The organism is Streptomyces sp. NA04227, assembly GCF_013364195.1.
Classification (GTDB): domain Bacteria; phylum Actinomycetota; class Actinomycetes; order Streptomycetales; family Streptomycetaceae; genus Streptomyces.
The window spans coordinates 5667583-5680085 of sequence record NZ_CP054918.1 but is presented as its reverse complement, the minus strand read 5'-3'; the positions used below and the strand labels follow the sequence as shown (position 1 = coordinate 5680085).

Sequence of the window (12503 nt, the reverse complement as noted above, 5' to 3'; positions counted from 1 at the left end):
CCGTCGGCGGGCGGCCTCCGCCCGGACCGCGCATCGGCACTGGTCAGACGCGGTCCCCGGATGCGATGAGTCCCACCCACGGGGTGCGGGTGGGACTCGTCACAGACCGTCCAAAGAGCCGGGAACCCCGGCCCGGGCCACGCCTCACGCCGTCAGCTCCTGCCGCAGCGCCTCGCACAGCCGGCCCGCGCGGCGGCTGACCTCGGCCGGGCCGAGCTCGACCGCGAGCGCGCTCCAGCGCTGCGCGTCGGGCAGTTCACCGCGCCGCGCGTAGAGCAGGGCAAGGCGCAGCGCCGCCCTGCCGTGACCGGCCTCCGCCGCCCTGGTCCACCACAGCGCCGCCTCGGGCTCGCTGCCCTCGCGGGCAAGCAGCAGACCGAGGTTGAAGGCACCGTTGCGGCTGCCCGCCTCGGCGGCGAGCCGGTACCAGCGCGCGGACTCGACCACGTCGCCGCGGGCCGCCGCGAGCATCCCGACGCGCACCTGCGCCCGGCGGTGGCCCCGCTCGGCGGCACGCTCGTACCACTGCTCGTACTCGGCCTTCTCGCTGGCGCTCTCGCCGAGTTCGTGGTCGGGCCGCGGGGGACGGCGCGCCTCCAGGACGGCGGCGAGCCGGTACGCGGCCTCGGCGCTCCCGCCCTCGGCGGCGCCGTGCAGCAGTCGTTCGGCCTCCGGTTCGTCGCCGCCGCGCAGTCGCGCGATGCCGACCTGGAGGGCCGCCTCGGTGTGCCCGGCCTCGGCGGCACGCTCGTACCAGCGCAGCGCGCTGTCCGCCTCGCCCCGGCCCGCGTGCAGGATGCCGAGGTTGAAGGCGGCGTCGACACTGCCGGACTCGGCGGCCTTGGAGAACCACGGTTCGGCGCCCGCCGTGTCCCCGGCCTGGAGCAGCAGTACGGCAAGGGCGTTCGCCGCCTCGCGGTGCCCGGCGTAGGCGGCGCGGCGGTACCACTGCTCGGCCTGGATCTTGCGGTTCTGCGCCGCGCAGAGCAGGCCGAGGTTGTAGGCGCCGTTGATGTCGCCCGCGTCCATGGCGGCCCGGTACCAGCGCTCGGCCGTCTGCGTCTCGCCGCGCTCGGCGTGCAGGGCGCCCAGCGCGTTGGCCGCGTTGCCGTCGCCGCCTTGGGCAGCCTTGAGCCACCACACGGCGGCGCTGCGGTCGTCACCGGCGTCGCGCAGCAGGAAGCCGAGGGCGCAGGCGGCGCGCGCCTCGCCGTCCCTGGCCGAGGTCAGGTACCAGCGCCCGGCCTCCTTCAGCTCGCCGCGCGCCTCCAGGATGGTGCCGAGGTGCAGGGCGGCCCTGCGGTGACCGCGCGCGGCGGCCTGGCGGTACCACTGCTCGGCCTCGGCGGCCCGCGCCTCCTGCTCCTTCCCGGCGAGTACGGCGGCGGCCGCGGCCCGGCGGGTTTCGGTGGCCGGGTCCTTCTCGCGGGTCGCGGTGCCGGGGTCGAGGGCGCGGGCGAGGCGGTATGCAGCCTCGCGGTGGCCGTGTTCGGCGGCCGCCCGCATCCACTTCTCGCCCTCCGCGTCGCCGCGGTGTTCGAGCAGGTCGGCCAAGGCGTAGGCGCCGAGGGCGTGTTGCTGCTCGGCGGACTGCCGCAGCCAGTACTCGGCCGCGGGCTCGTCGCCGCGCTCGCGGTGGTAGCGGCCGAGCGCGTGGGCGGCGGCGGCCGAGCCGGCGACGGCGGCGACACGCCACCACAGGGCCGCCTCCTCCGCGTAACCGCGCTGGTGCAGCAGGACTCCGAGGTTGTTGGCGGCCGCCCGGTCACCGGCGGCGGTCGCGGCGCGCAGCTGAGGCTCGGCTCCGTCGAGATCACCGCGACGCAGCAGCAGGGCACCGAGCACGCTCATGGCCTCGGTGTCGCCCGATTCGGCGGCCCGCCTCTGGCGCGCTTCCTCCGCGGCCGCACCGGTCTCGTCCCGGTCGGCCGGCTGCACAAATCGCCCTGTCTCCAACAGAGTTGCCTTGTCCCCCATAACGTCCATCGTCGCACCACCCGCAACCTTGGTACATCTGGTATACCGCAGCCAGTGAGGTCACTTCAGCGTTTTGTCGACATGCCCACAGAGAGATAAGTCAAACACGTCGCGCCGAGTCGGCGTCAAGAAACTTGAACTTGCGTCAAGGAAAACGTTCCTGGCCCGGCTACGCACGCCAGGCGCGTTCTTCGGGCAGTCCTGCGAAGGGACACCTGAGCGAAGCAACGACGGCACGACGAAGGCCCGGATCCCAGGAGTTCGGGATCCGGGCCTTCAACTGCAGTAGCGGGGACAGGATTTGAACCTGCGACCTCTGGGTTATGAGCCCAGCGAGCTACCGAGCTGCTCCACCCCGCGTCGGTAGGACGACCCTAACACGACGCGGGGTGGCCGCTGTTCACGCCGAGTCGTCCTGCTCGGCCCGGGCCGTCGCATCGGCCCCCTCGGGCTCCCGGCTCTGCCGGTCACCCCCGGCGGCCCGGTCCGGCTTGTTGTCGCCGCCCGCGGGCTTGTCGCTCTGCGACTCGACCCGCTTCTGCGCCTCGGCGGCCCGCTTCAGCGCCTCGTCGAGCGCGTCCTGGGCCTTGCCGTACGCCTCCCAGTCGCCCTTCCTGAAGGCTTCCTGGCCCTCGTCGAAGGCCTTCTGCACATCGGCGAGCGCCTCTTGCAGCGTCGAGTCGCCGGACGTCGGCGGTGGCTTCGGTTTCTCGCCCTCGGGTGGTGGCTCGGTGGAGCCCTTGGCCTGGAAGACCTTGTCGAGTGCCTCGCCGAGGGTGTCCTCGAACGCCGTCGCACCGCCGTAGGTGACCAGGACCTTGCGCAGCAGCGGGTACTTCAGCCCGCCGCCTCGCACATAGACCGGTTCCACGTAGAGCAGTCCGCCGTCCAGCGGCACCGTGAGCAGGTTTCCGTACTCCACTTCGGAGTCGCCGCCCTTGAGCAGCCTGATCGACTCCGCGATGTCCTGTTCGGAGTTGAACTGGCTCTGTACCTGTTTGGGCCCGTCGACCGTTCTGCTGGCCGGCAGTTTGAGCACCCTGATCTTGCCGTAGTCGTCCGTGCCCGCCTCGGCGTTCACCGCCATGAAGGCACTGAGGTTGTCCCGGCCCTTGGGGTTGTACGTCGTCGTCAGCGAGAAGGCCTGCGACTTCTGGTCGGGCATCTTCATGCTCAGGTAGTACGGCGGCACCGCCTCGCCCGACTTGTTCGTCGGGTCCTCGGGCACCTGCCAGGCCTCGCTGCCGCTGAGGAAGGTCTCGGCGTCCTTCACGTGGTAGCGGGTGAGCAGTTCACGCTGCACCTTGAACAGGTCCTGCGGGTAGCGCAGGTGGTCCATCAGCGCCTGGGAGATCTCGCTCCTGGGCTCGACCGTGTCCGGGAAGGCCTTCATCCAGGTCTTGAGCACCGGGTCCTTGGTGTCCCACTGGTAGAGCTTGACCTTGCCGTCGTAGGCGTCGACGGTCGCCTTCACCGAGTTGCGGATGTAGTTGACCTGGTTCTGCTGCGCCACCACGGCCCGCTGGTTGTTGGCGCTCGTCAGCGAGTCGGCGGTGGTGTCGCCCAGGGTGGTGCGCGAGGCGTACGGGTAGCCGTTCGTCGTGGTGTACGCGTCGACGATCCACTTGATGCGCCCGTCGACCACGGCCGGGTAGGCGTCGCCGTCGATGGTCAGCCACGGGGCGACCGCCTCGACGCGCTCCTTGGGCGTGCGGTTGTACAGGATCCGCGAACCCTCGCCGATGGCGCCCGAGTAGAGGATCTGCGGCTCGCCGAAGGCCACCGCGTACGCCGCCCGGTTGACCGGGTTGGAGAGGCTGACGCCGCTCTTGGCCTTGTAGCTGGTGGTCCGCTCCCCGTTGTCGTCGGGGTAGTCGATCTCCTTCTGGGGACCGCCGACGATCGAGTACTGGGTGGTCCGCTCGCCGTAGTAGATCCGCTGCTCGTACTTCTTCAGGTTGCCCTTGGACGGCAGGTCGGACTCGGTGAACACCGGGCGTCCCGCGGCGTCCGCGGTGGTGCCCTTGGCGGCGACCACGCCGAAGCCGTGGGTGTAGCGGAAGTGGTCGTTGATCCAGTTGTTCTTCGGGATGCCCGAGAGGTTCAGCTCGCGCAGACCGATGACGGTGTCCTGCTCCTTGGCGTTCTTGCCCTCGCCGGTGCGGTAGCGGTCGACGTCGAGGTTCAGCGGGAAGGCGTAGTAGTCCTTCATCTCCTGGAGCTGCTGGAACGTCGGCGAGACGACGTTCGGGTCCAGGAGCCTGAGGCTGGCCGCGCCGTCGGCGTCGTCACGCAGCTCCGAGCGGTTCTCGGTGGCGCTCTTGCCCTCGTACTCCTGCACGGAGGTGCCGTCGATGCCGTACGCCTCGCGCGTCGCCTTCAGGTTCTTCTCGACGTACGGGGCTTCCTTGGCCTGTTCGTTCGGCTGGACCTGGAACTTCTGCACGATGGCCGGGTACAGGCCGCCGATCAGGACCGCGGAGAGCACCATCAGGCCGAAGCCGATGACCGGGAGCTGCCAGGTGCGCCGCCACAGCGTCGCGAAGAACAGCACCGCGCAGATCACGGCGATACAGAACAGGATGGTCTTCGCCGGGAGATAGGCGTTGGCGTCGACGTACCTGAGGCCCGCCCAGTTGTCGGTGGCCTTGAAGTCGCTGGACTTGACGGCCAGGCCGTACCGGTCGAGCCAGTACGCGACCGCCTTGAGCGAGACGAACACACCGAGCAGGAACGACAGATGCCCGGTCGCCGCGGAGGTGGCCCGCGCGCCGGGGCTGGTGATGCGCAGCCCGCCGTACAGGTAGTGCGTGACGGTCGCCGCGACCAGGCACAGCACGGTGGTCGCGAAGCCGAAGCCGAGCAGGAAGCGGTACCAGGGCAGGTCGAAGGCGTAGAAACTGACGTCGAGGTGGAACTGCGGGTCCTTCTGGTGGAAGGGCACGCCGTTGACCCACATCAGCCAGGTGCGCCACTGGCCCGCCGCGGAGGCGCCGGAGACCAGGCCGACAAGGGCGGAGACCCCGAGCAGGATCCACTTCTTGTACGGCGCGATGCCCATCCGGTAGCGGTCGAGGTTCTGCTGTTCGACCGACATCGCGGACAGCGGCGGGCGCAGCCTGTGCGCCAGCCAGATGTTGACGCCGACGGAGAGGGCCATCAACAGCCCGAAGACGGCGAAGAGTCCGATCTTCGTCCACAGCATCGTGGTGAACACGGAGGAGTACCCGACGGAGCGGTACCACAGCCAGTCCGTCCAGAAGCCCGCGAACATGACGAACACCATGGCCAGGACGGCCAGGACGCCGAGCGTCAGAAGGAGCGTGCGAACACGCCGGGAGGGTCGGCCCACGGTGATCCGTGGCCCTGTCGGGCCTCCGCCGCGGTCCGGCATCTGGAAAGCCAAGGTGGCACCTCGAAGTTCGCTGTCGCTGTTGCTGAATCGGTCTGCTGCTCTGTTGCTGTCGCAGTTGGTGCGGGCCGTGCGCAGGGCGCGCCCCTCCATGCAACTTACGGAAGCTTTACTCAGTTCCCGGTTCGGAGCCTTGAGGAGGCAGGATATTGGCCATGTCCAAAGATTCCCCCGCGGGCCCCCCGATGGCAGCGAGCCCGCTGACCCGTGCCGTGCTCGAAATCGACGACTATGTCTCCGGTCTCGGCTGGGACCGTCCGGCACTGCTGTTCGCCCTCGTCGACACCGAGCGGCTGCGCTCCCAGGAGCCGGGCCTCGCCGCGCGCCTGGGTCTCGGCGACGGGCAGGAGGCCGGTGCGCTCACCCCCGTCGAGCAGGAGGAACTGCCCGCCGGGCGCCCGCTCGACGAGTTCCTCGGCACGATCGCCTGGCCGGACGCGGTGGTCGGCTGCGCGTTGACCGTGGAGCGTCTGATGCTGCCGCCGTCCGCCGAGGAGTCGGTGCCCGGCGACCTCGACGAGGCGCAGCTCGCCGCGTGGGTGGCCAAGCACCCGGACCGTCAGGAGGTCCGTATGACGGTGGGCGTGCTGCGCGACGGCACCCGCGAGTCGGCGCTGCGGCTGCGGGAGAAGGACTCGGCGACGGAGGTCCTCACGGGATCGGGCCTGGTGCCCGGCCTGGCCGAGGCGTTGATGGCGACGTTCGCCGAGTAGCCGGCCCTCGACGCATGGTTCGGCCTCGTGAACGGGGCGGGCGGCGGAACGGATCCTTCTCCGTCCGCCGCCCGCCCCGTTCACGGCAGTGTCAGCTCGTGGTGCACTTCGGCAGCTTGCCGGTACGGCCCTCGCGGATGTCCTCCAGGGACTTCATCGCGTCGTCGATGGTGTCGACCTTGACCAGGGTCAGGCCGTCCGGCACGTCCTTGGCGGCGGTGGCGCAGTTGTCCTTCGGGGTGAGGAAGTACTCGGCGCCCTTGTCGCGTGCGCCGACCGTCTTCATGCTGATGCCGCCGATGGGGCCGACCTTGCCCTCGTCGGTGATGGTGCCGGTGCCCGCGACGAACTTGCCGCCGGTCAGGTCGTCCTTGGTCAGCTTGTCGACGATGCCCAGGGCGAACATCAATCCCGCGCTCGGGCCGCCGACATCGGCGAGCTTGATGTCGATGGTGAACGGGAAGGTGTGGTCGGTCCCGGCCTCGATGCCGACGACGGCCTGCCCCTTGTCACCCTTCTCGGTGGTGGCGGTGACCTTCGTGGTGCGCTTCGGTTCCTTGCGCGCCTTCTCGGCCTCGGCCGCCTCCTTGGCGGGGACGATGGTGAACTCGACCTTCTGCCCCGGCTTGTGCGCGGTCACCAGCTCGACGACGTCGGTGGGATTGGTGACCGGGGTGCCGTCCACCGCGCGGATGACGTCGCCCGCGTGCAGCGTGCCCTGCGCAGGGCCGTTCTTGCGGACGGTGGAGACCACCACGCGCGTGGCGACCGGGATGTCCAGCGCCTTGAGCGCCGCCACCTTGGCGCTCTCCTGGGACTGGCTGAACTCCTCCGCGTTCTCCTGCGAGGACTGCTCCTCGGTCTTCCCATCCGGGTAGAGGGTCTCGTGCGGCACCACGACGTCGTCGTGTGCCAGCCAGCCGTAGACCGCCTCGGCGAGGTTCATCGTGTAGTCGGCGCTGGTGACGCGCACCGTCGTCATGTTGAGGTTGCCGGTGGTCGGGTAGGTCTTGCGGCCGGAGATCTGCAGGACCGGTTCGCCGCCGTGCTCGCCGAGCGTGTTCACCGTGGGCCCGGGCGACATCTCCGAGTACGGCACTTTGATGAAGACCCCCGCGCACAGCAGGGCGATCAGCATCAGGGTGGAGGCGAGCATCGTCGCGGTGCGGCGTGGCATGGCACGACAGTACGGGAAACAGGCGTCCGTACGCCCCCCTGGGCCTGCGAGGGAGCAGGGCTCAGCGGCTCACAGGGGGTCGGGTCCCGAGCCGGACTTCTCCATCGCCTCGCGGAACCTGGCGTATCCGGCGAGTTCGGGCCCGTCGTTCGTGTGGCGGTGCCTGGCGACCCAGCTGCCCCAGGTACCCGCCCCGATCGCGGCCACAAACGGAATGAGCAGCCACGTGAGTGCTCCCATACCGACCTCCCAAGCCGTGACGCGCGTCGCACCGGATGATCAGCAGATTAGCGACCCGCACGATCAACGCTCACGGCAGGGGGCGGGTTACGCAAACGGAACGGCTCACCGGGATCGTGCGGGGGCGCGGGCCGCGGGACGGGAGCCTCAGCAGGCGCCCACCCACTCCTCGGTGCCGTCCGAGAAGCGCTGGTGCTTCCAGATCGGTACCTGGTGCTTGAGGTCGTCGATCAGTCGCCGACAGGCCTCGAACGCCTCGCCGCGGTGCGGGCAGGAGACGGCGACGACTACGGCCAGGTCGCCCACGGCCAGGTCGCCGGTGCGGTGCACGGCGGCCAGGGCGCGTACCGGGAAGTCCGCCGCGACCTTCTCGGCCACGGCGCGCAGCTCGGCCTCGGCCGTGGGGTGCGCGGAGTACGCCAGGGCGGTCACGTCCGCGCCCCCGTCGTGATCGCGCACGGTGCCGACGAACAGCGCGGTCCCGCCCGCCGCGTCGTCGCCGACGGCACGGAAGACCTCGTCCACGCTGAGCGGAGCGTCCCGCAGTGCGAGCAGGCGGATCGGGTTCTCGGCTCCCTGCTCACCGGGGTGGTCGGGGCGGGGCGTCTGCGGGCTGGCCATGTGTTCATGGTGCCGCACGGGGGCGGGGTGGGTGAACGGGGGCGGTGGCTGGTGTCGGTCACTCCCCCGACCGACCGTCCCTGCCGCGCCCCGGCCCTGCGCTCCGGTCCTGCGCTCCGGTCCTCGCCCCCGCCCCGCCGCTCAGATCCGTCGCCGTGCCTTGCGCGCCTTGCGTACGACGGCTGCCGCGCCGAGCAGCGCCACCGTCGCGCCGGCCGCACCGGCCGCGCCCGCGACCGTCGCGTCCTTGCGGCCGAGCCTGCGGCCCGCGACGGTGTGCCGTCCGGCGACCTCTTCGAGGAGTTCGGCGAGGACCTCTTCGTTGGTCCACTGCGGGCGCCAGCCCGCGTCGTGCAGCCGGGCGACGCTGACCACCCACGGGTACATCGTGTACGCGAGGTCGCCCGCCGGGGACGGGGTGAGGCCGATCCGGTGCAGCCGGGTCGCGGCGCCGAGGGCGACGGCGGAGGGCAGTTCCATCCGCCGGATGCCGGTGAGTTCCTCGACCTCCTCCTGCTCCAGCCAGCCCTCGCAGCCCACGGCCAGCTCGCCCTCGGCCTTGCCGAGCACCGCGTACTCCAGGGCGCTGCACAGGTCCTCGACGTGGCAGAACTGCCAGGCGGGGCGCGATCCGGCCACCACCAGCAGGCGCGGCGACTCGAAGTAGCGGGTCAGGGCGGTGTCGGTGCCACCGACGAGGACGGCGGGGCGGACCACGGTGACGTTGAGGCCGGGGTGGGCGCGGGGTGCGCGCCGTGCGAGATCCTCTATCTCCAGGAGGTCGCCGACGCCGGTGGCCTCGGCCGTGGCGCGCAGTTCGGAGTCCTCGGACAGCGGCAGTTCGTTGTCCGGGTGGGCCCCGTAGACCATGGCGGAGGTGCACAGGACGACCCGGTGCACCCCGGCCGCGGCGGCGGCGGTCAGCACGGTCTGGGTGCCGCGGACGTTGTAGGCGCTGCGCGCGACGGGGTCGCTGTCGAGGCCGAGATCGAGCGCGAGGTGGACGACGGCGTCGGCGCCGCGCAGCTTCTCGGCGATCACGGGGTCCCGTACGTCGAGCAGGTGCCATTCGGCGGCCTCGCACTCGCCGCGCCGCTCGTCGATCGCCAGGACCTGCTTGATGTCCTCGCTCGCCGCCAGTCTCTCCACCAGTGCCGCACCGATTCCTTGCGCGGCACCGGTGACGGCCACGACGGGCTTCGGGCCGCTTGCGCCCTCGGCGGTGTTTCGCGCTGCGCGAACCTGCGGATCTGGGGAACTCAACGGCCTCTCCAGCGGTTGTCTTCAGTACGTACGTGAATGCCACGTGCGCACCAGGTGGCATCCATCCTGCCGCAGCCCGTGAATCGGCGGAGCACCGAGCCCGCAACCCGGCGCGGTGTCTACGCTGGAGGTGATGTCGGGCAGCCGCCGCCGGAACCGCCGGCGGCCCTACGAGCCGAGGAATCCCGTGAGCGACACCCCATTCGGATTCAACCTTCCGCCCGAGGAACCGGAGGACGGCGACCAGGGCGGAAAGAAGGGCCAGCAGGGCGGTGGCCAGGGTCCGGGCAACCCCTTCGGTTTCGGCGGGCTGCCCGGAGCGGGCGGGCCGGGCGGCGACAACCCGTTCGCGGCGATGTTCGGCGCGATGAACCCGGGTGACCTGGGCGCCGCGTTCCAGCAGCTCGGGCAGATGCTCTCCTACGAGGGCGGCCCGGTGAACTGGGAGATGGCCCAGCAGATCGCCCGGCAGACGGTGGCGCAGGGCACCCCGGACGGCGTGAAGGACGCGAGCATCGGTCCCGCCGAGCGTTCCGCCGTCGAGGAGGCGGTGCGCCTGGCCGATCTGTGGCTGGACGACGCGACCTCGCTGCCCTCGGGTTCCGCTTCCGCGGTGGCCTGGAGCCGGGCGGAGTGGGTGGAGGCGACGCTGCCGGTCTGGAAGGACCTGGTGGACCCGGTCGCCGAGCGGGTGGGCATGGCCATGGGCGATGTGCTGCCCGAGGAGATGCAGGCCATGGCGGGCCCGCTGATCGGGATGATGCGGTCCATGGGCGGCGCCATGTTCGGTACCCAGATCGGGCAGGCGGTGGGGGTGCTCGCCGGTGAGGTGGTCGGCTCGACGGATGTCGGTCTGCCGCTGGGCAAGCCGGGCCGGGCCGCGCTGCTGCCCGCGAACATCGCGGCGTTCGGCAAGGACCTGAGCGTGCCGATGGACGAGGTGCGCCTGTATCTGGCGCTGCGCGAGGCCGCGCACCAGCGGCTGTTCTCGCATGTGCCGTGGCTGCGTTCGCACCTGTTCGGCGCGGTCGAGGGCTATGCGCGGGGCATCAAGGTCGACACCGGCAAACTCGAGGACGTGGTCGGCCAGTTCGACCCGCAGAACCCGGAGCAGCTCCAGGAGGCGCTGCAGCAGGGCATGTTCCAGCCGGAGGACACCGCCGAGCAGAAGGCGGCGCTCGCCCGTCTGGAGACGGCGCTCGCACTGGTCGAGGGCTGGGTCGACGCCGTGGTGCACGCCGCGGCCAAGCCCCGCCTGACCTCCGCGGACGCGCTGCGCGAGACGCTGCGCCGCCGCCGCGCCACCGGCGGACCTGCGGAGCAGACCTTCGCCACCCTGATCGGTCTGGAGCTGCGCCCGCGACGGCTGCGGGACGCCTCGCGGCTGTGGGCCTCGCTGACCGACGCCCGTGGCGTCGACGGCCGGGACGGCCTGTGGTCGCACCCGGACATGCTGCCGACGGCCGCGGACCTGGATGACCCTGACGGCTTCGTGCACGGCGAGCAGCTCGACTTCTCCGAGCTGGACAAGATGCTCGGCGAGGCCGCGGGCCAGGGCCCGGACCTGCGCAAGGACTCCTCCGGTACGGGCGAGAAGCCGGGCGCGGACGACGACAAGGGCACCGGCGACGAGGGCAAGGACGACAGCGGCAAGTGAGCCTGTACGACGACGCGGTCCGCGTACTGAAGGACTACGCCGCCCAGCCCCCGCTGCGGGACGCGTATCTGCGGCACCTGGAGGAGCATTCCGACGGTGTGTGGAAGGCCTGCGAGGCGGGGCACATCACCGCGAGCGCCCTGGTCGTGGACCCGCACCGGGAGCGGGTGCTGCTGACGCTGCACCGCAAGCTGCGAATGTGGCTGCAGATGGGCGGCCACTGCGAGCCCGGCGACACCTCGCTCGCCGAGGCTGCCCTGCGCGAGGCGCACGAGGAGTCCGGCATCAGCGGCCTGACGCTGCTGCCGGACGGCCCGGTCCTGCTCGACCGGCATCGCATTCCGGCGCCCTGCCAGTGGCACTTCGACGTGCAGTACGCGGCGCTCGCCCCCGCCGACGCGGTGCAGGCCATCAGCGACGAGTCGCTGGACCTGCGCTGGTTCGGCTACGACGAGGTCGCGGAGGTCGCCGACGACTCGGTGGTACGTCTGCTGGCGGCGACCCGGGCCCGGCTCTGACTCCGGGCGCGACGTAGACGTACGGCGGACGACACGCGCCGTACGACACAGGGCAACGATGAAGCGCCCACGAAAACGGTGAAGGGGCCCGCACTCGCGAGTGCGGGCCCCTTCACCGTTGTTGACCGGCCCCGCCGGTCACCGCCGCGGCGCTCAGCTCCAGGCGTTGCCCTGGTTCTGGCCGCGCGCACCGTTCTGTCCCATGCCGAACTGCGCGCCCGCGCCCTGTCCGATCTGCGCGTTCTGCGGCGGCAGCAGCTCGCTGGGCTGGACGAGGGCGTAGCCGGTGCCCATGAAGCTGAGCTCCCAGCCCTCGCCGGTGTTGCCGCGCCTGCGCCACACACCCGAGGAGTGCGTCTGTGCCTGCATCTGGACGCGCAGCCCGTTGGACCAGGCGACGATGGCGTCCGCGTCGACGTTGACGTACTTGTCCGGGGTGACCTGGAGCATCAGCGGCTGTCCCGAGGTCATCAGGGCGACCTTGCCGGTGCCGGTGATGACGAGCTGGTACTTGCCGGAGCCGGAGATCCCGTACTGGCTGTCCACGGCGATGACCTCGTGGTGCAGCGTGGAGTCCATGGCCAGGACGTAACTGCTGTCGACGGTCAGGCCGTTGTGGTCGACGTCGACGACGTGGACGTACTGCGCCAGGTTGGCGAAGTAGACCGTGCCCTGGCCGTGGCAGCGCATCAGGTCCAGGCCCTCGCCGGTGTTGGCGCGGGCGCGGCGCTGGCCGGAGGTCTGGATCTCGGCGTCGAACTCCAGGAGGCCCTGGTAGGCGACCATGGCGCCCTTGCGGGCCAGCACGTCGTCGTGCCCCTGCAGGGCGACGCGCAGGAGCTGCGGGTTCTGCAGTGTGTAGCGGTCCGGACTCTGCTGCTCGGCGAAGCCGAAAAGCGGGCTCTGCATGATGTGTTCGCTCCCC

General features: G+C 71.0%; 10 protein-coding genes and 1 tRNA gene. 3 read left to right on the top strand and 8 right to left on the bottom strand.

From position 1 onward, the window contains the following. Nucleotides 1-144 precede the first annotated feature (144 nt). The 3 genes from HUT18_RS24300 to HUT18_RS24290 form a co-directional block, all read right to left on the bottom strand. Nucleotides 145-1986: a tetratricopeptide repeat protein gene (locus HUT18_RS24300; protein WP_176102679.1), complete on the bottom strand. Its 1842-nt coding sequence runs from the start codon at nucleotides 1984-1986 to the stop codon at nucleotides 145-147. A 277-nt stretch (nucleotides 1987-2263) separates the two neighbouring features. Then, nucleotides 2264-2337: transfer RNA gene (locus tag HUT18_RS24295), tRNA-Met, on the bottom strand. 40 nt (nucleotides 2338-2377) lie between these two features. Further along, nucleotides 2378-5371, bottom strand: a complete 2994-nt coding sequence (locus HUT18_RS24290) for a UPF0182 family protein (protein WP_176104772.1) — start codon at nucleotides 5369-5371, stop codon at nucleotides 2378-2380. A gap of 173 nt (nucleotides 5372-5544) precedes the next feature. On the opposite strand from HUT18_RS24290, the gene HUT18_RS24285 reads away from it, so the two are divergent. Beyond that, nucleotides 5545-6102 carry a PPA1309 family protein gene (locus HUT18_RS24285; protein ID WP_176102678.1) on the top strand — a complete coding sequence of 186 codons (558 nt, stop codon included), beginning with the start codon at nucleotides 5545-5547 and terminating at the stop codon, nucleotides 6100-6102. 91 nt (nucleotides 6103-6193) lie between these two features. On the opposite strand, the gene HUT18_RS24280 is transcribed toward HUT18_RS24285, so the two are convergent. The 4 genes from HUT18_RS24280 to HUT18_RS24265 form a co-directional block, all read right to left on the bottom strand. Further along, on the bottom strand, nucleotides 6194-7279 hold the full coding sequence (locus tag HUT18_RS24280) for a PDZ domain-containing protein (protein ID WP_176102677.1): 1086 nt from the start codon (nucleotides 7277-7279) through the stop codon (nucleotides 6194-6196). A gap of 69 nt (nucleotides 7280-7348) precedes the next feature. After that, nucleotides 7349-7519, bottom strand: a complete 171-nt coding sequence (locus HUT18_RS24275) for a hypothetical protein (RefSeq protein ID WP_176102676.1) — start codon at nucleotides 7517-7519, stop codon at nucleotides 7349-7351. A gap of 147 nt (nucleotides 7520-7666) precedes the next feature. After that, on the bottom strand, nucleotides 7667-8140 hold the full coding sequence (locus HUT18_RS24270; RefSeq protein ID WP_176102675.1) for a molybdenum cofactor biosynthesis protein MoaE: 474 nt from the start codon (nucleotides 8138-8140) through the stop codon (nucleotides 7667-7669). Between the two features lie 141 nt (nucleotides 8141-8281). Further along, on the bottom strand, nucleotides 8282-9403 hold the full coding sequence (locus HUT18_RS24265) for an SDR family oxidoreductase (RefSeq protein ID WP_176102674.1): 1122 nt from the start codon (nucleotides 9401-9403) through the stop codon (nucleotides 8282-8284). A 187-nt stretch (nucleotides 9404-9590) separates the two neighbouring features. On the opposite strand from HUT18_RS24265, the gene HUT18_RS24260 reads away from it, so the two are divergent. Both HUT18_RS24260 and HUT18_RS24255 read left to right on the top strand, forming a co-directional pair. Beyond that, on the top strand, nucleotides 9591-11060 hold the full coding sequence (locus tag HUT18_RS24260) for a zinc-dependent metalloprotease (RefSeq protein ID WP_176102673.1): 1470 nt from the start codon (nucleotides 9591-9593) through the stop codon (nucleotides 11058-11060). Further along, complete coding sequence (locus HUT18_RS24255) at nucleotides 11057-11578, top strand: NUDIX hydrolase (RefSeq protein WP_176102672.1); 522 nt, start codon at nucleotides 11057-11059, stop codon at nucleotides 11576-11578. Before HUT18_RS24260 ends, HUT18_RS24255 begins: the two co-directional genes overlap by 4 nt. A 153-nt stretch (nucleotides 11579-11731) precedes the next feature. Here HUT18_RS24255 and HUT18_RS24250 read toward each other — a convergent pair whose 3' ends face one another. Then, complete coding sequence (locus HUT18_RS24250) at nucleotides 11732-12487, bottom strand: AIM24 family protein (RefSeq protein WP_176102671.1); 756 nt, start codon at nucleotides 12485-12487, stop codon at nucleotides 11732-11734. Nucleotides 12488-12503: the final 16 nt, after the last annotated feature.